General features: G+C 66.5%; 19 protein-coding genes. 7 read left to right on the plus strand and 12 right to left on the minus strand.

Annotated elements, in window-relative coordinates:
- Positions 1-4 precede the first annotated feature (4 nt).
- The 4 genes from E0L93_RS03870 to E0L93_RS03885 form a co-directional block, all read right to left on the minus strand.
- Positions 5-1,885, minus strand: a complete 1,881-nt coding sequence (locus tag E0L93_RS03870; RefSeq protein ID WP_207890312.1) for a transketolase — start codon at positions 1,883-1,885, stop codon at positions 5-7.
- Positions 1,886-3,369: 1,484 nt separating this feature from the next.
- A complete protein-coding gene (locus E0L93_RS03875) occupies positions 3,370-4,959 on the minus strand; it encodes an amino acid permease (RefSeq protein ID WP_132688691.1) in 1,590 nt (529 codons plus the stop codon).
- 14 nt (positions 4,960-4,973) lie between these two features.
- Positions 4,974-5,951: a metallophosphoesterase family protein gene (locus tag E0L93_RS03880; RefSeq protein WP_132688693.1), complete on the minus strand. Its 978-nt coding sequence runs from the start codon at positions 5,949-5,951 to the stop codon at positions 4,974-4,976.
- A gap of 4 nt (positions 5,952-5,955) precedes the next feature.
- Positions 5,956-6,714, minus strand: coding sequence for a hypothetical protein (locus E0L93_RS03885; protein WP_132688694.1), 759 nt, complete (start codon positions 6,712-6,714; stop codon positions 5,956-5,958).
- 513 nt (positions 6,715-7,227) lie between these two features.
- Between E0L93_RS03885 and E0L93_RS03890 the strand changes: the two genes are divergently transcribed.
- From E0L93_RS03890 to E0L93_RS03900, 3 genes are read left to right on the plus strand one after another with little or no spacing between them, the layout of a single operon-like run.
- A complete protein-coding gene (locus E0L93_RS03890) occupies positions 7,228-8,676 on the plus strand; it encodes a sulfatase (RefSeq protein ID WP_132688696.1) in 1,449 nt (482 codons plus the stop codon).
- Entirely contained in the window at positions 8,673-9,842 is a 1,170-nt protein-coding gene (locus E0L93_RS03895) for an iron-containing alcohol dehydrogenase (protein WP_132688697.1), read from the plus strand. The genes E0L93_RS03890 and E0L93_RS03895 overlap by 4 nt, the downstream gene beginning before the upstream one ends.
- Positions 9,842-11,293: an aldehyde dehydrogenase family protein gene (locus tag E0L93_RS03900; RefSeq protein ID WP_132688699.1), complete on the plus strand. Its 1,452-nt coding sequence runs from the start codon at positions 9,842-9,844 to the stop codon at positions 11,291-11,293. Before E0L93_RS03895 ends, E0L93_RS03900 begins: the two co-directional genes overlap by 1 nt.
- A gap of 39 nt (positions 11,294-11,332) precedes the next feature.
- Here E0L93_RS03900 and E0L93_RS03905 read toward each other — a convergent pair whose 3' ends face one another.
- The 3 genes from E0L93_RS03905 to E0L93_RS03915 all read right to left on the minus strand — a co-directional run bounded on the left by E0L93_RS03905 (position 11,333) and on the right by E0L93_RS03915 (position 13,140).
- Positions 11,333-11,650 carry an SCP2 sterol-binding domain-containing protein gene (locus E0L93_RS03905; protein WP_165874144.1) on the minus strand — a complete coding sequence of 106 codons (318 nt, stop codon included), beginning with the start codon at positions 11,648-11,650 and terminating at the stop codon, positions 11,333-11,335.
- Positions 11,651-11,736: 86 nt separating this feature from the next.
- On the minus strand, positions 11,737-12,480 hold the full coding sequence (locus tag E0L93_RS03910) for an IclR family transcriptional regulator (RefSeq protein WP_132688794.1): 744 nt from the start codon (positions 12,478-12,480) through the stop codon (positions 11,737-11,739).
- A 45-nt stretch (positions 12,481-12,525) separates the two neighbouring features.
- Complete coding sequence (locus tag E0L93_RS03915) at positions 12,526-13,140, minus strand: TetR/AcrR family transcriptional regulator (RefSeq protein ID WP_132688702.1); 615 nt, start codon at positions 13,138-13,140, stop codon at positions 12,526-12,528.
- 100 nt (positions 13,141-13,240) lie between these two features.
- On the opposite strand from E0L93_RS03915, the gene E0L93_RS03920 reads away from it, so the two are divergent.
- Complete coding sequence (locus tag E0L93_RS03920; RefSeq protein WP_132688703.1) at positions 13,241-13,654, plus strand: Hsp20/alpha crystallin family protein; 414 nt, start codon at positions 13,241-13,243, stop codon at positions 13,652-13,654.
- Between the two features lie 3 nt (positions 13,655-13,657).
- Here the strand turns inward: E0L93_RS03920 and solA are convergent, their stop codons facing one another.
- Complete coding sequence (solA, locus tag E0L93_RS03925) at positions 13,658-14,914, minus strand: N-methyl-L-tryptophan oxidase (protein WP_132688706.1); 1,257 nt, start codon at positions 14,912-14,914, stop codon at positions 13,658-13,660.
- Between the two features lie 8 nt (positions 14,915-14,922).
- Positions 14,923-16,197, minus strand: coding sequence for an aminomethyl transferase family protein (locus tag E0L93_RS03930; RefSeq protein WP_132688708.1), 1,275 nt, complete (start codon positions 16,195-16,197; stop codon positions 14,923-14,925).
- Positions 16,198-16,322: 125 nt separating this feature from the next.
- Here E0L93_RS03930 and E0L93_RS03935 point away from each other — a divergent pair, with 125 nt between their 5' ends.
- On the plus strand, positions 16,323-17,105 hold the full coding sequence (locus E0L93_RS03935) for a FadR/GntR family transcriptional regulator (RefSeq protein WP_132688711.1): 783 nt from the start codon (positions 16,323-16,325) through the stop codon (positions 17,103-17,105).
- 61 nt (positions 17,106-17,166) lie between these two features.
- Positions 17,167-18,204, plus strand: a complete 1,038-nt coding sequence (locus E0L93_RS03940; RefSeq protein ID WP_132688713.1) for a glycosyl hydrolase family 18 protein — start codon at positions 17,167-17,169, stop codon at positions 18,202-18,204.
- Between the two features lie 19 nt (positions 18,205-18,223).
- Here the strand turns inward: E0L93_RS03940 and E0L93_RS16400 are convergent, their stop codons facing one another.
- Together E0L93_RS16400 and E0L93_RS03945 are read right to left on the minus strand one after the other, a co-directional pair.
- Complete coding sequence (locus tag E0L93_RS16400) at positions 18,224-18,346, minus strand: hypothetical protein (RefSeq protein ID WP_279387437.1); 123 nt, start codon at positions 18,344-18,346, stop codon at positions 18,224-18,226.
- Positions 18,347-18,421: 75 nt separating this feature from the next.
- A complete protein-coding gene (locus E0L93_RS03945; RefSeq protein ID WP_132688716.1) occupies positions 18,422-19,516 on the minus strand; it encodes a glycosyltransferase family 2 protein in 1,095 nt (364 codons plus the stop codon).
- Between the two features lie 262 nt (positions 19,517-19,778).
- Between E0L93_RS03945 and E0L93_RS03950 the strand changes: the two genes are divergently transcribed.
- Complete coding sequence (locus E0L93_RS03950; RefSeq protein WP_132688719.1) at positions 19,779-20,417, plus strand: response regulator transcription factor; 639 nt, start codon at positions 19,779-19,781, stop codon at positions 20,415-20,417.
- 20 nt (positions 20,418-20,437) lie between these two features.
- Here E0L93_RS03950 and E0L93_RS16555 read toward each other — a convergent pair.
- Positions 20,438-20,526: formate--tetrahydrofolate ligase (locus tag E0L93_RS16555; RefSeq protein WP_132688798.1), on the minus strand; the 89-nt coding region annotated here is incomplete at its 5' end.

The raw sequence follows: 20,526 nt of genomic DNA on the forward strand, positions 1-20,526 counted from the left end.
CGCTTCAGGCGGATCGGGACTTCGCCAGCAGCTCGCGCGCGGCGTTCGCTATGTGCCCCGCGCTGATCCCGGCGGCGTCCATGAGCTCCCCGGGCGAGCCCGAGCCCGGCATGCCGCTCACGGCCAGATGCCGGAACTCCAGCTCCCCGTTTCCGGCGAGCGCGGAGAGCGCCGCCTCGCCCAGGCCGCCCTCCGGCCAGTGGTCCTCAGCTACGACGACCCGGCCGCCGGTCGCCTGCGCCGCGGCCTTGAGCGTAGCGGCGTCTATGGGCTTGATGGAGTAGGCATCCACCACACGGGCCGCGACACCCTCATCATGGAGCTCATCGGCGGCTCTGAGCGCTTCGTGGACGGTTATGCCCGCGGCGACGATGGTCACCCTGTCCTCATCGGACTCGCGCAGCACCCGGCTGCCGCCGATGCGGAACTCCTCGCCGGCGGAGTAGAGGACGGGCGTCTTCGGGCGCAGGGTGCGGATGTAGCTGATGCCCTCCCGGTCGGCCATCTGCGCCACGAGCCGCGCGGTCTGGTTGGGGTCGCTCGGGTGCAGGACGGCGCTGCCGTGCACGGCCCGCATCATCGCCAGGTCTTCGAGCCCCATCTGAGACGGGCCGTCCTCCCCGATGGAGACCCCGGCATGCGAGCCGCAGAGCCGCAGGTTAGCCCCGGAGATGGCCGCCATGCGGATGAAGTCGTAGGCCCGGGTCAGGAAGGCCGCGAAGGTGGAGGCGAAGGGCACATAGCCGCGCACGCTGAGGCCCACGGCGGCCGCGAGCATCTGCTGCTCGGCGATGAACATCTCGAAGTACCGCTCCGGATGCGCTTCGGCGAACTTCTCGGAGTAGGTGGAGTTGCTCACCTCGCCGTCGAGGGCCACCACGTCCCGCCGGGCGGCTCCGAGCGCCTTGAGCGCGTCGCCGTATGCGGCGCGCGTGGCGACCTCCTCGCCCACCTCGTAGGCCGGGAGCTTTAGCTCGTCCGAAAGCCCCTTCTCGACGGCGCGGCCGGCACCCTCCTCAGGCTTGCGGACCTCGACCACCAGGTTCCTCTCGCCGCCCAGTTCCTCTACGGCCTGCTCCTCCTTCTCGGGGTCTACCGGCTTGCCGTGAAAGCCCTCCCGGTCCTCCAGGAAGGAGACGCCGCGGCCCTTCTTCGTCCGGGCTATGATCATGGTCGGCCGGTCCTGCTCCTCCAGCGCGGCGGCGTAGGCGCGGTCTATCTCCTCCGGGTCGTGGCCGTCCACCTGGATCGTGTGCCAGCCGAAGGCGCCCACCCTCCGCTCGTAGGCACCGCCGTCCCAGCCGTACATCGTCTCCCGCGTCTGGCCCAGCCTGTTCATATCCAGGATGGCGATGAGGTTGCCGAGCCCGTAGTAGGCGGCGTGCTCGACGGCCTCCCACATCGAGCCCTCGGCCATCTCGGAGTCGCCACAGAGCACCCAGACCCGGTAGGAGGCTCCCTCCAGGTGCTTGCCGGCCAGCGCCATACCGACGCCGATCGGGAGCCCCTGACCGAGCGAGCCGGTCGCCACGTCCACCCACTTTATTGCCGGGGTCGGATGACCCTGGAACGGGCTGCCGAACTTGCGGAACGAGAGCAGCTCCTCGTCGGAGATGGCTCCCGCAGCCCTGTACAACGAGTAGAGCAGCGGCGAGGCATGGCCCTTAGAGAAGACGAGGTGGTCGTTGGCCGGGTTCTCCGGGTCGTCGAAGTCGTAGCGCAGGTACTTGCTCAGGAGCACGGCCATCAGGTCGGCCGCGGACATAGAGGAGGTGGGATGCCCCGATCCGGCCGCCCCGGCCGCACGCACACTGTCCGCCCGCAGCTGCTGCGCGAGCTCGTGCCAGAAGTCTACCCCCAGGGTTGCCCGGTCCTTCTGCGTCACTGCGAACCTCCTCGGCTGTACGACATGGCAGGCTAGTGCCCCATTCTACCCGAGCGGGTTGCGCGAGTAACTAGCGGCCGGACCTTCATAGCCGGCTCATATAGAGGCGTTTCCGGGGAGCGCCTGGCGCCAGAGCGCTAAAAAATATTGCCGGACGGTATTCAAGACCCTTCCTACTCCTATCGGGCGGCAGCTACTCCCGGCTACGACCTGCTCCTTGAGGACCGTTGTAAGCCGCGAAGGTAGCCAGAGTAGCCCAGTAACAATGGAACTGTCAACACCGGCTGCAACCACATCTGACGGTCCCCGGCGAACTGTAAGTCTGTCCAGTCGGTGGTGCCAACGGCGAGACCAATCACCACCCCTATTACCACATAGTGCACTGCCGGGAGCAGCCGGCGCTCCGCTCGGTCCTGCCTCCAGCGAGACATGAAATCCCTGAAGAGAGATTCGATCGAGAGAATAACGGCAGCCACCCCCCAACCGACGAGGAAGATCCGCATGGGCACCTCTCCCGTGGCCGCTGCGGTATTGTCCCATGCCAGAACTACCAGGGTTATCGCTAATGCGATCCATGCGAGGTCGAAGAGGGGACGCAGAGTGGCCCACAGTGATCTCATCCTGGCGGAGAATTGCTGTTCTCTCTGGTTCGACATAGTGAATATAATTCCTTATGCGCACGCTTCACGCCACCGGCATTCCCTCCTGCGACAACACCGGTTGAGCGACATACACGCCGGGCACCCTACCAACACGCAGCCTAAACAAGTCCACCCGCTGCGACAAGCGAAAGCGCATGGAGCACAGCAATTAGCCGCACAAGTTCCATTATATGAGACACAACGGCAAGCCCAACACGCCCCGTGGCAATCGCTGTCCCTCCGGCAAGTCGAGGCCGTCGTAAACTCGCCTTCAGGAGCTAGAAAAACATCATCGTCTTCTGTTTCACCCGCCGCACGGGACGAGAGCAAGCGACGTAGGTGTTGGCCGCGGGCCAGCCGCACCCAGGCTGCCGCAGCCTGCCTGCCCGAGAGTTCCTTGGAGGATGTGGGCGAAAGCCGGGACAGCCAATGCTCCTGCGCCGCAGCCGGAGCGACTAGAGAGCCAACACCAGAGAGCACCGACATACCGGCTGTCTCGCAGAACGTATCTGCGGCTGGCGGGCTGCTCTGAGTTGCATCCTGGATCTCCATGCGGCGCATCGCTTCGCACACCGGCCAACCCGGCCCACCCGCTTCGAAGTCTTCTTCGAGGTTCAGGACATCATCGCAGAGCTGGAGCCCGACCGCTCCGGGCGCAGTATTCCACTTTTTGCCGCCAGGGGTCCGGTACGCGCTCGACGGCCGGGAGGTGGCAATCCACCGGGCGGCCGCACCCGTGCTGGAGGCGGGCATAGATTCGTGGCTCCGCTCCGGCAACACCCCCGGTGATAGAGGAGGGCGGGATATCCCGCCCTCCTTACCGCCGGCACCCGAGATCCGGGGTTACTCCTCCGGGATCTCGCCGTAGACCATCTTGAGGTCTATCCCCTGCAGGCGGCGGATTATCCTGAAGGCTATGTAGCCGACGATCGCTATCCCGTACAGGATACCCAGGTAGATGAACGAAGCCTCGTTGTTGATGCCGTACACGTCCCGGGAGATCCACTGGTAGAGGCAGAAGAGCAGGAAGATGGCGAACATGACGGCCGCCACCGTGACCAGCGGGATGCCGAAGACGGTGTAGCGCGAGATCGGGGAGGCGTTGTAGATATCGGGCCTGCGCCAGGGCAGCACCGCTGCGGCGATCGCCGAGCCGAGGAAGGTGGTGGCGATGACCAGCGTGGCGTTCAGCGTCCAGGTAGCGAACTCCTCTCCGAAAGCGTAGAAGTAGCTGATGGGGATGGAGGGGATGAACATGAGCAGGAGAGCCACGTACGGCACACCGTTGCGCGAGGTTCTGGAGACCGCTTCCGGCAGCACCCGGTCGAAGGCCGTGGCGAAGACCACCCGGGTGGAGGAGAGGAAGACCGTCCCACACCAGCCGAAGAACCACAGCGACAGGAGCCCGACCAGCAGGAGCTGCAGTACCGGGCTGTCGAAGAAGAACGCCGCGAGCAGCCCCGGGTAGGGCCAGGCCGGGATCACCCCTTCGCCGGCCCAGTAGGCGTTGTTGGCCGCGTAGTAGAAGTCCCAGCCGAAGGTCCGGGCGAAGAGCAGCAGCATGATGGCCGCAACGACCGTCGTCGAGATGAGGGCCCCGCCCATCGCGTAGATGTTCTTGCGGAAGTCCGAGGCTCCCCGCACCTCACCGTAGAGCGTCGCACCCCAGTTGGACCACAGGTTGAAGAAGACGACCATCGGAATCAGGAGCAGGGTTGGGTAGAAAGCGGCGGCGGCCGGGAACTCAGCGCCGCCGGCCTGAAGCGTCCGCTCGTAGGCGTCGTCCACACCGAACATCGCCTGAGCCTTCTCGTTGAAGGCCGCAACGAAGTCCGCGTTGGAGTGAACGGCCAGCAGGACGAGCATCAGCGCCAGCCCCACAAGCCCGACGTAGAAGCAGAATTTCTGGATCTTCGCGTAGGTGCGCATGCCGAGCGAGATCAGGACCGAGGCGAAGACGGCGACGAACATGGAGGCCGCGAAGAGCCCGCCGGAGCCGTTGAAGAACTCGGCCACCCCGTTCGCTCCCAGGATGTACGCCACGGGGGCGACGACCTCGACGTTGAGGATGTTGGCGTAGATGGGCACCCAGTGCCAGAGGATGAACCACCAGCCCGTCACCGCCAGCACGAACCCGATCCCGCCACCGAGGATGCGGCTCTGCCACACGTAGTCCCCGCCCGCACGCGGCATGACCGCGATGAGCGAAGCGTAGGTTACGGCCTGAAAGACCAGGTAGAAGCCCGAGAGCAGCACGGCCAGAATCAGGGATCCCTCCGGGATGAAGGGCGCGTAGGAGAAGATGAAGAGACCCAGGGTTATCAGGTTGATGGAGAACGCCGCGTAGATGAACGCGTCCCGCACCGACCAGCCGCGCAGAAGACCGGTAGCCTTCCTCTGGAAGAGATCCCCCGCGGCACCTTGACTTGCCATTCCCTTTCCTCCTTCTATCCGCTGGTGAGGACGAACCGCCGGACCTTCTCTCCCCCGTCCAGATCCACGACCGCCCCTAGCAGCTGCCCCTGCTCGTAGGAGCTGCCGGGGTTGATGCACAGCGTACGCCCCAGGCGCGTGTTGCCCCGCGCCTCGTGGATGTGCCCGTGCAAAGAGAGCGCCGGCTGCCCCTCCTCTATGGCCCGCCGCACGGCGGTCGAGCCGACCGGCACCGTGGAGCGCCCGGCGTCTTTGGGCCGCATGTCGGCCGTGATCTCGGGCGCGTCGTCGAGGCCCGACCCATAGGGCGGACAGTGGAAGTTGTAGACCGTCTTCTCAGGCGGCGCAGTGACCTGGGAGGTCATCTTCCGGAGCCGCTCCAGCAGCTCCGGTTCGTCTTCTTCCCGGTAGGTGTTCCACGGCGTGCGGTTGGACCAGCCGGTGGAGACCATCTGGAAGCCGTCGCCGAACTCCACGACCCGCCCCTCGGCCAGCTTTACCCGTTTGGCGGCGGCGATGATCTCGTCCACCTCGAACTGGTCGTCGTTGCCGGGCGAGACGAAGCACTCCACGCTGCCGTCCAGCCGCTCGTCGGCCATCCGCATCCAGCGCTCTATCCGCCCGAGCATCTTTCTGTGGAAGAGATCGTCGCGCTTCTTCTCGTCGGCCTGAAGCTCGGCCAGCTCGTCCGGAGTGGTGCGGAACGGGTAGTACCCCCGGCGCCTGACGACCTCCTCGAACTCCTTGACTTCGTCCTCGCTCTCGAACTCCCGCTTTATCTCCAGCAGCTCGGCGCGCCAGCGGCCCCCACCCTCCTCAACGATCGGAACGAGCGCCTTGCCCGTCATGTCGCCGCCGAGCACGAGTACCCGGGCGTCGTAGTGCTTGCCGGAGTTGAGAAACTTCCTCCAGCAGGTCTCCGAGCCGTGGATGTCCGTGGCGAAGAAGAGCCGGACGGAGGGCTTGCGGGAGAAGAGCCGCGAGAAGATCATCTTTCTATGGGCCTCCTTCTACTTCCTCGGGCAACTCGTACCAGCGCTTGCGCTCCCCGATGGCGGCCCGTACCTTCCAACCGAAGCTCTTGGGCTCCCGCTCGATGCGCTCCAATAGAGCCCGGATGCGCCCCTCTATGCGCTCCCGCCCCTCCACCGACAGATCGTAGCGCTCCAGATACTCCCCGAGAGCTTCCAGATTGGCGGTGAAGGTGCGCCAGAGCCCCCAGTCTGCAGCACAGAGCTCCGCTATGCGCGCCGCGTTTACGGCATCCCCGTCCCTCTCCTCCACGGGGTGATCGTGCAGCAGCGCCAGCGCGTCCCTGACGTCCTTCTCGTTGAGCTGGACGATCTGAAGCTTGGTCAGAAGCAGCTCGGCCAGAGGAATGGTCACGGGCTCCAGCGCGAGCCGCTCACCGAAGGAGATCTCATGGCACATCCTGAACGCCCCGATAAAAACGTCCAGCTGCCGGCCATGCTCCTCGTCGAAGAAGAGCAGCCGCTCCCGGCCGTGAAGGGCATTGAACCGCACCTGCGGCACATAGCCCAAAGATTCGAAGAACCTCTGCACCTCCGCCGAGGTCTTCTTCGGAGAGATCCAGTCCAGATCCGCATACTCCCGCCGAAATACCGGCGGCAAACCGTTCCCGGAACGCAGCCGGACCGCCACCCCACCCAGCAGACGCAAACTCAATCCCCGCCGCTCCGCCTCCCCAACGACACGCCGGGCCTCCTCGATTACGTCGGAGCGGATCTCACTCACCCAGAACCGCCTGTCGAAAGGAAAAGCCTCACACCAATGATACCCTTCTCCCAACCGGTATTTTACATTATACAACTGGTTGCGTACAGCACAACCTACCCACACCTTCGATTACAGAATACAGGAACGGGGCGGAGAATTCTCAGGCGGGCCGACTACGGATTGATGCACGGTGCCCGATATGATATTTGTTGTGTAAGAAGGTACAGATTCGTTATGCGCAACAGAGGGAGAGTGAGCACCGTCGCTGCGGGCTCCGAGCGGATCGGAGAGGGGCGGTGGTCTGTCTTTCCTCTCCCGCGGGTTTTGGCTTTGGGGCATCGCTTCGCCTGCCGGCGTTGTGTGGCTCTGAGGTTCATTCTGAAGAGGCCGGCACGTCTTCTGTGGTGGGCGCATGGGGCCATGGGGAGCCGGGGTCAGCTCTATGGGGCGCAGTATCTGGCCGGGCGGCGGGCGCCGCCTCTCCTGCGTTGGTAGTTTGAAGAAAGATTGTCTGACGCGGGAGAAGGGGTTATGTCTGTTGCTGAGATGAATATCCTGGTGATCGTGGCGGACACCTTCCGCCGGGATCATCTGGGCGTGTACGGGAACCCGTACATCCGCACCCCGAATCTGGACGCGCTGGGGCGTTCGGGTGTGGTGTTTGAGGGGCACACGGTCTCTTCGTTCCCCACGATGCCCGCCCGGGCGGACATCCTGACCGGGTTGCACTCCTACACGTTCATGGGCTGGGAGCCGCTGCCGCGGCATCTGCCGACGCTCCCGGAGCTGCTTTCGAGGGCCGGGTACCTGACGATGGGTGTGGTGGACACGCCGTTCTTCGTCCGGGGCGGGTTCGGCTACGACCGGGGCTTCGACGACTTCATCTGGGTCCGGGGACAGGGGGATGACACGCGCCCGCACGAGCGCGCGGACTACCGTGCCGTCTGGCGGGAGGAGGCCGACCGGCTGGTGGCGCGCACGATGACCGAGGCCGAGCGCTGGCTGGAGCGCCACTACCGGGAGAGGTTCTTCCTGTACGTGGACACCTGGGACCCGCACGAGCCCTGGGATGCTCCCCCCTACTACACCGAGCTCTATCGTCCGGACTACGGCGGCGAGCAGCTCTATCCGGCGTACGGGAAGTGGCGGGAAGCGGGGCTCACCGAGGACGACGTGGCGCTTGCGCACGCGACCTACTGCGGCGAGGTCACGATGGTGGACTTCTGGGTGGGACGTCTGCTCGCCAAGCTGGACGTGCTGGGCCTGAGGGAGAAGACGGCCGTCTTCTTCCTCTCGGACCACGGCTTCTACTTCGGGGAGCACGGCTACTTCGGGAAGGCCGAGTGGGTCCACGACCCGGGAGCCACGGTCTCCGAGGACTCGGTGCTGCCGGACTGGCTGCCCCGCTCGTGGCTGCTGACCGTAGGCTGGTCGCCGCTGTACCGGGAGCTCACGAACGTGCCGCTCATAGCGCGCGTCCCCGGTGTCGAGCCCGGCCGCCGCAGGGCGATGACGGCCGCGCCGGACCTGCTCCCCACGCTGCTGGAGCTGGCCGGGGTCGAGCCGCCGCCGGAGGTGCAGGGTGCGTCGTTTCTGGGGGTGTTGCGGGGCGAGCGGGAGGAGCACCGGCAGTTTGTGATCAGCTCCTGGCCGCTGTACTTCGCGGAGGGTGAGATCACCTGTGCCGTGGACTCCCGGCCCCGGCGCGTGGCGAGCTACATGCCGCTCACCGTCACCACGCCGGAGCGGACGCTTATCCTGGGCGGGCCGGACGAGCCGCCCGAGCTCTACGACGTAGTGGAGGATCCGGGCGAGCAGAACGACATCTGGAGGTCGCGCCCGGCGGAGGGGCGCGCTCTCATGGAGCGGGCGATCTCCTTCTTGGAGCAACAGGGAACGCCCGAGCAGTATCTCAGGCCCCGGCGGCAGGCGCTGGAGCGCTTCGGCCGGGCGTATGACATGGAGAAGGAGGCGGGATGAGCGTAGAGGCAGCGTCCGTCCGCACCGTGGAGATCCCGACCCGCATGGTGCACGGGCCCGGAGCGATAAGCCGCCTGGGCGGGCTGGTGGCGGAGCTGGGCGTGCGGCGCCCGCTGCTCGTCACCGATCGGGGGATAGTCTCCGCCGGCATCGCGGACGAGGCTCTTGAGCACCTGGAAGACGCCGTTCTCTTCGACCGGGTGCGGGCCAACCCGGACATCGAGCTCGTCGGCGAGGCGAGCGCGGCCTACCGCGAGGAGGGCTGTGACGGGCTGGTCGCCCTGGGCGGCGGCAGCTCGATGGACACGGCGAAGTCCGTAGGGGTGGTGGTCTCGCACGGCGGCTCCATCGCCGAGTACGAGTACGGCAGGACGCCCATTACCCGGCGCATCCCGCCGCTGGTGGCCGTCCCGACCACGGCCGGGACCGGGAGCGAGGTAACGCTCTGGGCGGTGATCACGGACCACGAGCGGAAGATCAAGTTCAACGTCGGCGGCACCCCGCTCATCGGGGCGCACGTCGCGCTCATAGACCCGGTGCTGATGCTCGGGCTGCCGCCCCGGATAACCGCCGCCACCGGGATGGATGCCCTCTCGCACGGGATCGAGTGCTACACCTGCGACTACCACCAGCCGTTCAACGACGCGGTGGCCCTGGCGGCCATAGAGCTGGTCGCCCGGTGGCTGCGGGTGGCCGTCGAAGACGGGAGCAACCTGGAGGCCCGCACGAACCTGGCGCACGCGGCGACCTTCGGCGGGTTGGCCTACGGCACGGAGAGCGCGGGCGCGGCGCACGCCATGAGCCAGTCGGCCGGCGGCGTCCACGACTGCCCGCACGGGGAGCTGACCGCCCGGGTGCTGGGGCCGGTCTGCGAGTTCAACGCCCCCGCCGCGCCCGAGCGCTACGCCAGGATCGCCCAGGCGATGGGCGTCAACACGCACGGCATGTCGCCGCAGGAGGCGGCCACGGCCGGGATAGAGGAGATCTACCGCCTCACCGAGGACGTGGGCATCCCGACGATGCGGGAGCTCGGGTTCTCGGAGGACGAGATCCCGCTGCTGGCGAAGATCGCCTACGAAGACCCGCAGACGATCGGCAATCCGCGCCCGGTGACGCCCGGCGACTACGCCGAGATCTACCGCAACGCCTTCTCCAGGGGGAAGTGATGCAGATACAGGTACGGGACTACCCGATGTACGTGGCGGGCGAGTGGATCGCCTCCGAAGCCCGCATGGAGGCCACGAGCCCGGCGACCGGGGAGAGGATAGGAACCGTCCCCGAGGGGACCCGCGAGGACGTGCGGCGCGCCATAGCCGCCGCGAACCGCGCCTGGCCGGCGTGGGCCGCCCGGTCGGCGTTCGAACGCGCCGCCGCGCTGGAGCGCGTGGCGGAGATAATCCGGGAGCGCCGGGAGGAGCTGGCCCGGACGCTCACCCTGGATCAGGGCAAGCCTCTCGCCGCCGAAGCCTACGACGAGGTGGACGAGCTCATCGTCTACTTCCGTCAGGCCGCAGCCGACACCACCAGGTTCGACGGCGCGCTGCCGCCCTCGGTGGACGCCGGAAAGCGCGTCCTGCTCTACCGGGTCCCGCGCGGGGTGGTGGGCGTGATCTCGCCCTGGAACTGGCCCTACACCATGCCCGCCGAGGTCATCGCCCCGGCGCTGGCGACCGGGAACGCCGTGGTCTGGACGCCCGCACCCTCCACCTCCGTCTGCTCCGTGAAGCTGGCCGAATGCATCGTGGACGCCGGCCTGCCCGCCGGGCTCTTTAACATGATCACCGGACAGGGACCGGTGGTGGGAGACGAGGTGGCATCCAACCCCGGCACGCACGCCGTTGCGTTTATCGGGTCCGTCGAGACCGGCCGGCAGGTGGCGCGGCGGGCCGCCGGGAAGCAGCTCTTGCTGGAGATGGGCGGCAACGGTCCGGTCGTGATCCTGGACGACGCCGACCTGGACGCCGCCGTGAAGGCGAGCCTCACCTCCGCCTTCCTGTGCGCCGGGCAGAGCTGCACCGCCGGGGAGCGCTTCCTGGTGCACGAGCGGGTGCACGACGCTTTCCTGGAGAAGCTGGCCGCGGCGGTGGAGCACGAGGTCCGGCTCGGCGACCCCTTCGCCCCGGAGACCACCTTGGGCCCGATGAACAACGAGCCGACCGCGCAGAAGATGGACCGGCACGTCACCGACGCGCTCCAGCGCGGGGCGGAGCTCGTGACCGGCGGCGCGCGGGCGGAGGAGTTCCCGACCCGCCTCTACTACCGCCCGACCGTGCTCAAGGGCGTCACGGAGGAGATGCAGGTCGCGCAGGAGGAGACCTTCGGCCCCGTTGCCCCGGTAACGGCCATCCGGAGCGAGGAGGACGCCCTCAGAACGGTAGACGGCTCGCCCTACGGTCTCTTGGCCGCGGTGTGGACCCGGGACCTGGTACGCGGGCTGCGCTTCGCCGAGCGGGTGCGGACCGGATGGGTCAATATCAACGCCTCCTCCAACCACTGGGAGAGCCACCTTCCCTTCGGCGGACGCTCGGGCTCCGCCTCCGGCATCGGGCGCGTCGGCGGGCGGTACCCGATGGAGACGTTCACCGAGATGAAGACGGTCGTCGTGAGCCTGGAGTGAACGATGCGCGGCGGGGCGGCCGGGGCCGCCCCGCCGGCATTACAGGATCTTCTGCAGCTGCATCGCCTTGCTCATGTCGCCCTTCATCCGGAGCTTGCCGGACATCGTGGCGCTCATCGGGTCCAGCTCGCCGGAGACCAGCCTCAGCCAGTCCTCCTCGCCGGCCATGATCGTGCACTCCGGCTCCTTCGTCTCACCCTCCTCAATGGTGACCTCGCCGTCCCGAAAATCCGCGGTCCACTTGCCGGCCCCGGAGATGTCGAAGAGATAGGTCCCCTTTATACCCCGGGCCCGCTCGGGGTCCAGATTGCGCGAGATGTGATCGAAATACTCCGCCGCCGAACCGTACCGAGACACGCTCCCTCCCGTCCCTGGCTTATACCGCGACACATTATCAGTTTTGATAACTTACCAGAACCGGGGAAGCGGGGCAACGGAGAATTCTACTTCCGGAAGCCGAGGCAGTGAGATATCTCGTCGGCGGCGCGCTTCAGCCGTTCTCCGAGCCCGGGAAGCTGCTCCTCCGGCAGCCGGAAGGCGGGCCCCGAGACGCTCACGGCGGCCACGACCCGGCCGTCGGAGTAGCGGATGGGGGCTCCCACGGCGCTCAGCCCCACCTCCAGCTCCTCGACGGTGTAGGCGTAGCCCCGCTCCTCCGCCTCGGCGAGCTGTCTCTCCAGCTCGGCCGGGTCCACAATGGTGCGCTCGGTGTAGCGCTCCAGCGGCCGTTTCAGGATGCGGCGGCGCTGATCCTCGGGCATGTTGAGCAGGAAGAGCTTGCCGGCGGCGGTCGCGTGCAGCGGCGTGTGGCGGCCCGTCCAGTCCACGTTCAGGGCGGAGGAGCGCGAGATCGACTGGTGGACGACCACCGCGTCGTCGTCCTCGAGGACCGCGAGGGTGACCGTCTCCCCGGTCTCGTCGCTGAGCCGCTCACAGACGGATCGGGCACAGCGCATGAGGTCCAGCTCCGCCGTCACCGAACTGGCCAGCAGCACCAGCCCGAACCCCAGCCGGTACTTCTCCGTGGCGGCGTCTTGCTCCACCAGCCCCCGGTCTCTGAGCGTCGTGAGCAGCCGGTAGGCGGTGGACTTGTGGATGTCGAGCTCGTTGGCGATCTCGGTCACCCCGGACCAGCCGCGCCGGGAGAGAAACTCCATCACCGAGATCGCCCGGTCGACGGATTGCACGTAGGTGTTCCTGCGGCCTGCAGCGTTAGCGGACTCCACAACAGGTTATTCTACACGCTCGCCTGCGTCCCCGGCGCCTGCCGCCAGCAGCGACTCGGCCGCCGCCCGGGCCTTGCGCGTCGGTTCCGTATCCCCGCGGGTAACGGCCGTCACGATGGCCCCCTCGAAGAGGATGACGAACTGATCCGCCAGCTCCTCCGGGTCCCGGGCCCCGGCTTCGGAGGCCAGCTTTACGAAGTGCTCGCGCATCCACTCCTTGTGCTCCCGGGCCACCACGCGCGCCGGATGGTTGGGGTCGGCGATCTCCGTGGTCGCATTGATGAACGCACAGCCGCGAAAGTCCCCGCCCTCTCCCTCGATCCAGCTCTCCAAAGCATCGAAGACCGCCAGGAGCCGCTCCTGCGGCGTGCTCCGGCCCTCCGAAGCCTCCTCCAGCCACGCACGCCACCGCTCGTCCCGAGCCCTCAGGTAGGCCGCAACCAGCTCGTCCTTGGAGCCGAAGTTGTTGTAGAGGGTCATCTTGGCAACCCCGGCCCGGTCCACGACCGTATCCACCCCAACCGCCCTTATGCCCTCCCGGTAGAAGAGCTCCGCCGCAGCCCCGAGAAGCCGCTCCGCCGGCGACGAACCCTCCTCCGTAATCCCCTTCACGCCCGTCACGAAATCCCCCCTTCGCTAGACAGACCTGTATGTCTATAATCTGGCCAGAGTCAGTATACAGAGTTGTACATCCGGCATCCAGTTACGGGAGGGCGGTACGGTGTTCAATCCGGTACGGTGGCTAGTAGAGCGGGTACGCGAGATGGACCGCGGTATGGCGGTCATGCGGGGTGAGGAGTTCGGGTCTGGAGTTGAGCTGGGGGAGGAGGGGGAGGAGTTTGTGATCCGGGCTGGGCTTCCGGGTGTGGAGCCGGGGGATGTAGACGTTGCGCTCTTCCGGCGGGGGGTGATAGCGATCTCCGGCATCCGGCGGGCCGGCCGGGAGGATGTCCCCGTCTACGACGTGCGAGATCTCGGCTACGACACATTCCGGCATACCGTGGATCTGCCGGAAGGCTACGACGAGAGCACGGCCCGGGCTTGGCTGCGGGAGGGCGTGCTGGAGATCCGGGTCCGGAGGGGGGTTCCGGAGGGGGATCTGCGGCGGATCGGGCTAGAGGGCTTCAGGGGCTAGGCTCTACCAGAACGGGCGCACCCTCCGGGGGCGCGGGAAGGCCCGCGCCCGGCCGTTCGGGGCGATCTCCTCCCGGCCGCGATATTCCCTCCGGGCGGCGGCCCGTCCGGGGAGGGGCCCGAAGCGGTCGAGGCGGAAGAGGCTTATGTCGTGGCGGGTCATGCCCCGTTCGGCCAGATCCGCCAGTATCTCCCCGATCACGCTGGCGAACTTGAAGCCGTGCCCGGAGCACGGCGAGGCCAGAACCACCTGCTCATACTCCGGGTGCAGATCGAGGATGAAGTGGTGGTCGGGGGTGTTGGTGAACATGCACACGGCGAGGCTCATCGTGGGGCCGCACCCTTCGGGGAAGTACCGCCCGGCGAACTGGCGAAGCAGCTGCTCGTCGTAGTCGTGGGGATCGCGGTCGATCTCGTCGGCGCCTCCGGTCTGGTTGAGATGGAAGTACTTGCCGAACTTGAAGCCCGGAACGCCGAAGACCGGGAAGCCGTAGAAGCGTCCCTCCTCCACCAGCAGGTTGAACACGGGAAAGGTATGGGGCCGGAAGAACTCGGGGCGGGTGGGCTGCAGCCAGGCCAGAACCTGCCGCTCGGGCACGGCGAGGTGCCCCAGAGCGTCAACCAGCGAACCTTCCCACGCCCCGGCGGTGATGACGAGCTTCTCGGCCTCGTAGGATCCCCTTTGCGTGCGAACCCGCACCCCGCCCTCATCGAGGGGTTCCCACTCAAGCACTCTTTCGTGGGCGTGGATCTCGGCTCCCTTCTCCTGTGCGGCCATAACGTAGGAGACGATGCACCTCTCGGGGGTGAGGAAGCCGCCTTCGGGCTGAAGCAGCGCGAGGTGATCGGCGGGCAGGTTGTAGGCGGGGTAGCGGCGTCTGAGCTCTGCGCCGGTGAGCACCTCGTGCGGCAGGTCGTGCAGCTTGCACGACTCCCACGAGCCCCTGAATACCCAGGAGTCCTCCGGCCCGGCGTCTATGGAGCCGGTTATGTACAGCAGTCGCTCGCCCGCTTCCCGCTCTATCTCCCGCCACAGCTCGTAGGCCCTTCTGAGGAGCAGCACGTAGGAGGGATGCTCGTAGTAGGCGAGGCGGATGATGCGCGTGTGGCCGTGGGAGGAGCCCATGGAGTGCGGGATGCCAAACCGCTCCAGTCCCAGAACCCGCCTGCCCCTCCTCGCCAGGTAGTAGGCGGTGGCGCTGCCCATCGCTCCCACACCCACCACGATGGCGTCGTAGTGGCCGGAGTAGTTTACAGCCATGTCCTTCCCTACCTGCCGGCGGTGTTGCGGTCGGGCGAGAAGGCGGCGGGCGGCGGCGCGGGTCCGGCGCGGCGTTCGTCGTCCTCGGGCCTTGCGTAGATGCGGGCATTCTCCGGATCGAAGAAGGGGGTCTGGACGACGCGTGCCGGGATGGGCCGGCCGTTCATCTGCACGATCAGGTTATTCCCGGGCCAAGAGTGCGCCGTCTCCACATACCCGAGAGCCAGCACCTTGCCCACCGAGGGACCGTAGGCGCTGCTGGTCACACGCCCGACCTGCCGCTCCCCGGGCGCCAGCTCATCCTCGTACTCTCCCGCCTCAGAGCCGGTCTCAACCACCTCCCTGAAGGTCGCAACGTCCCCGATGGCGTAGATCCCGTCCCCATGAGAGGCCGGCACCTCACTCTCCAGGATCAAACCCACCCAGCGTCTGTCCAGTCCTCGCTCCTGTACCCCGAGCAAGGCCTCCCGCCCGATAAAGTGGGGTTTGTCGAAGCGGATCCAGCGCGAAAGCCCCACATGAAAGGGCGTCTCTTCCTCGCTTATGTCCGGCCCGTAGAGCGGCAGCGCCTTCTCTATCCGCAAGGACTGCATCGCCTCAACCCCGTAAGGCCTCAGCTCAAACTCCCGGCCACTCGCCAGAATGCTCTCCCAGAGCCCCCCGGCCTGATCCGCAGGCACATAGAGCTCGTAGCCAAGCTCCCCCGTGTAGCCGGAGCGCGACACGATGACCTCAACGCCCCCGATCACCCCCGCAGCAAACCGGAAGAAGCGCAGGGCATCAAGGTCAACTCCCTCGACAACCGTCTTCAGATACATCCTGGAGAGAGGCCCCTGCACCGAGAACAAGGCGATAGCCGCCGTCATGTCGGTGACGTAGGCGCTCGTGCCCACAGCATGCTCCGAAACCCAGCGGTAGCTCTTAAGACGCGGCCCGGAGCTCGCAACCACCATGAAGTGCTCCTCGTCAAACTTGTAGACCGTCACATCATCCACGATGCCCCCCTCCTCATTGCACATCGTGGAGTACCTCAGCTGCCCCGGCTGCATGTCCTGAACCTCGTTGACAAGCAGCCGCCTCAAAAGCCGCTCAGCCCCAGGCCCCTTCACATCTATCTCCCCCATCGTGGAGAGATCCTGCATCCCAACGTTTCTCCTGACATTCAGATGCTCCTCAACCGGCGAAGTGTAGGAGGAAGGGAACATGTACTCCCCGCCGCCCTTGACCAGACTCCGCGCCGAACGCCGGTGGAAATCAAAGAGGGGCGTCCTTCTCTCCACCATCCCATGACTCCCTTCGCTTATCGCACCCTTTGCGTCCCGGGCCCATCCCCGTTACCATTACTAATTGTAAACAAAGATTACCGAAAATGTTAGTGTAGTTTACCGAAAGAGGGGGCCGGGGCGGAATGTCGGAGGCCGGGCGCAGGGGGGGTGATCTCTTCGAGCCGGTAAGGACGCGCCGGGCGTTCGAGGCTGTGGTGGGTCAGGTGGTGGACCGCATTCGGGCGGGGGAGTTGCGTGAGGGAGATCTGCTACCCGGGGAGCGGGAGCTGGCATCCAGCATGCAGGTCAGCCGGCCGACGGTGCGGCTGGCGTTGAAGGAGCTGGCTGAGGCCGGGGTCATAGAGGTACGTCCCGGGCGGGGCGGGGGGGCCCGGGTGGCTTCCGTCTGGATTCCGGAGCGGCTGCTGGAGGCGGGAGCTCCGGAGTGGCGGGCGGAGGAGATCTTCGCCGTGCTGGAGGCTCGGCGCGCCGTTGAGCCGCGCGTGGCTCAGCTGGCGGCGCTACGGGCCGGGCGGGAGCATTTTGAGGCTATGCGTCGGGCGATAGATCTGGAGGCTGCTGCGGCGGAGGAGGGGGACTGGCGCAAGATCGTGCAGGCCGACCTGCTCTTCCACCGGCGGATGTGGCGTGCTGCCGGCAACCCCCATCTGGAGCGGATGATGAGGGATCTGGGGCGGGAGCTGATCCCGGCGCTGGAGATGGCGATGCGCACCACCGAGGATCGGGCATGGGCCGTGGAGATCCACGAGCGCACCCTCGCCGCTCTGATGCGGGGCGAGATGCCCGGGATAGAGGCGGTCATGGACGAGCACATGTCTTATCTGGAGATCATCTGCGAAGACGCTCTCGGGCGCCGGCGCGTGCGCGAGATCCCGGACTTCCTGAAGGGCCGCCCGGCCCGTTAAAGTCCGCGGCCCTCCGTGCCGATACCTACTAAGGACACGGAGGGCCGCGGGAAGGTTCCGGGTGGCGATTCTCAGGCGTATCATATTTGCTGGTGTGTTCACCCTCTCCATGACCGTCCTGCTCTTCGGCGAGCCCGGGCCGGCCGGAGCCGCCGCCCGGTACGAGGTCTCCGTGTGGTATCCGGGGTGGGGAACGTCCGGCATCTCGGACTACGATTCGCTCCGGTTGCGCTCTCACCTGATCGACGAGGTCAACCCCTACTGGTACGCTCTCAAGCCGGGCGGGGCCGTGCGCCCCTACGAGTGGGCCGAAGACCCCAGGCTCCTCTCCCTCGCCCGCCGGGAGGGGCTAGCCGTCATGCCGCTGGTCTCCAACGAATTCGACCCCGACCGCGTCAGCCGGATGCTTCAGAGCCGGGAGTCGCGCGAGCGGCACGCGCGGCAGCTCGTGCAGCTCGCGGTGCAGAACGGGTACGACGGGCTGGACCTGGACTACGAGCTGCTCCGCGCCTCCGACAGGAACAGGTTCTCTCTCTTCGTCGAAGATCTGGCACGCCGCCTGCACGCCCGGGGCAAGCGGCTCTCCGTAGCCGTACACCCCAAGACCTCCGAGCCGGGGCACTGGAGCGGCGCGCGGGCCCAGGACTGGAAGCGCATCGGCCAGGCCGCCGACAAGGTGAAGATCATGCTCTACGACTACCACTGGGACGGTTCCCGCGCAGGCCCGGCCGCCCCCCTCTGGTGGATAGACGAGGTGCTCTCCTTCGCGAAAACGCAGATAGCGCCGCGCAAGATCCGCATGGGGCTCCCCTTCTACGCGCGGGAGTGGCGGGGGACGAGCGCCAGAGACCTGGTGCACGCCGACGTGCGCCGGATTATCGACGGCCACTCGCCCACCATACGCGCCCACGCCTCCGGCGAGCGCTACTTCAACTACGCCGGCGGACGCACCGTCTACTTCCAGACCCCCCTGAGTATCGACCGTAAGCTAGGCGTGCTGGTCGACAGACACCCCCGCATCGGGGGCATATCCGTCTGGCATATCGGGGGAGAAGCGCCCGGATACTGGAACGCAATCCGAAACCGGCTGGGGCGCTAGAGAGGCGCTCCGGCCCGGTTCAACGCCCCAGCTTCCGCGCCAGCCAACCGCCGCCGAACACGGCCAGCGCTATGAGCAGGTAGAGCACCCGCAGCGGGTTGAGCAGGAACCCGCCGGTCGCGGGAAGAAGCCCTCCGTACATATCCTCAAAACCTCCCTTCCGTACATCCGCCACAAATCAGAGCGGCCACAGAGAGACCGCAAGGTTTTCCGCCCCCTATCCCCGGGAGCGCTCCGGGCTGGTCCACCGCCCGCCCTCTTTGAGCCTGAAAGACCTGAAATAGGCGAGTGCGAACAGCACCGACTCCACGTACGCCAGTGCCAGAAAGCCCGGCAGCAACACCAGCGCCGCGGGCCGCCTCTTGTGGTAGGCGTAGAGGCCCCCCAGAACGTACATGTAGGCCAGATACGTCAGAATCATCCCCCCTACAAGCCACCACCAGCTCGTACCGATCAACCACAGCAGGAACGGGATCAACACCAGAGGCATCGCCGCGCTCCAGACCCAGGAGAGGATCTGCAGGTTGTTGGTGACCGAGAACCAGTCGGTCCTGAAGAACATCCTGCGGTCGCGCATGGTCTGCCAGATGCCGGGCCACCAGCGCCCGTAGGTCTGCTTGAGGTAAGCCCCGAACGTCAGGGGCTCGGCCACGAGCGCCGGCGGGGTATCGTGGAGGTATCTGATCTCGCCCAGTCTACCGTACCACACGTCGCAGAGCATCGAGAAGTCGTCCAGCACCAGCTTCGCAGCCCGGTCCCAGTCGATGCCCTTTACGGCCTCGCTGCTGAGCAGGACGCTGGAGCCCGGCAGGACGTTTATCACGTTCAGAACGTTCTGCGGCGTCCGGATGATGGCGTTGTAGAGCCACATCACGAATCCCCGGTACGCCACCCAGAAGTTCCAGGCCACGCGCTGGGACTCTATCCGCCCGATCACGAAAGCGACGCCGGGTTTCAGTTCCGGCTCCAGAGCCGCTATGTGTCCGGGCGCAAGCCAGGTGTCCGCGTCCAGGATGAAGATCCCCTCGTAACGCCCGGCGAGCGCGAAGTGGTCTATCGTGGCCTTGAGGGTTCTGGCCTTGCCCTGGTTCTCGGGCGCTGTGTATACGTTGCCCCCGGTCCAGAACGCGGCGATACGCCGCGTGTGATCCCGCGAGCAGTCATCGGCCACATAGACGTTCTCCGCCCCCACCTCCCGGACGGCGGCCTTGAGCGTCCGGTCGAGAACGGACTCCTCGTTGTAGGCCGGAACGAGTACCGCTACGCGCCCGGAGATGCCGGGCTTCCCAGACTCCCTGACCGTATCAGCCATCACCCTCCCGTCGACTCGCCTCTATCGCTCCGAACGGCCGCCGGAAACGCCTTTCCGAGCGATTGCGTAAGGGAATCTAGGTAGCTAGCACCGGCGCTACAAGAGAGGTTGGCACAGATATGCCTACAAAACGTCCGGTCGTATACCTGGCGGTCTCAAGCTCCCCATGCTAAAGTGCTAGTACTTTGGATATGTCCGAATCCGGAGGGCCCCGCAGGGCCCCGGAGCGGCACCGGGACGGAGGAAGGAAGACGGGCACCCCATGGAATCCAGGTCGGACCGCCGGTCCAGACCCCTCGGCAGGGTCTGGATCAGCTGCTCTTACCCTCTGCTGCGCGCCGGCCTGGTAAAGGCCCTGAGCCCGCGAGCCCGGGTATACGCGGGACAGGAGCCCCCTCTGGGTGAGAATCCCTCATTCGTGATCCTCTGCGCCGAGAACGTGGACGATCTCAACCGGGGCTTGGATCACGTCCATGAGAGAGCCCCCGGAGCGAAGACCCTCCTCCTGAGCGTGCAGCTGGACCTCCCCCTAGCCCGGCTGGCCCTCCAGCGGGGGGTCCGCGGTTTCATACACGCCGGGATGAGCCCGGATCAGATCTTCCGCTCCCTCGACGTGATCGCCCGGGGCGAGCTGGCCGTCCCCCGTAACATCCTGGAAGCCCTGGCACTAGATGACGGTAAGGACCGCCCTCGCGAGCTGCCGCAGCTGACCCCTCGTCAGCGGGAGATACTGGAGCTTGTGGCCGAAGGACTCACCAACGCCCAGATAGCCGGAAGACTCCACCTCTCGGAGTCCTCGGTAAAACAGCACCTGCGCGGTGCCTACCGGGCGCTCAACGTGCGGAACCGCACCGAAGCGGCGAACCTCGTACGCAACGCCGGCGACGGTCCGCTCTGGTAGACCGGAGCCCGGCCTACACCCTAAAAGAGCCCCACGATCTGGCCGTCATCGTCTATGTCTATGCTCTGGGCAGCAGGTGAGGCCGAAAGCCCCGGCATGGTGCGCATCT

Origin of the sequence: Rubrobacter taiwanensis (assembly GCF_004337705.1) — a bacterium.
Lineage (GTDB): Bacteria > Actinomycetota > Rubrobacteria > Rubrobacterales > Rubrobacteraceae > Rubrobacter_C > Rubrobacter_C taiwanensis.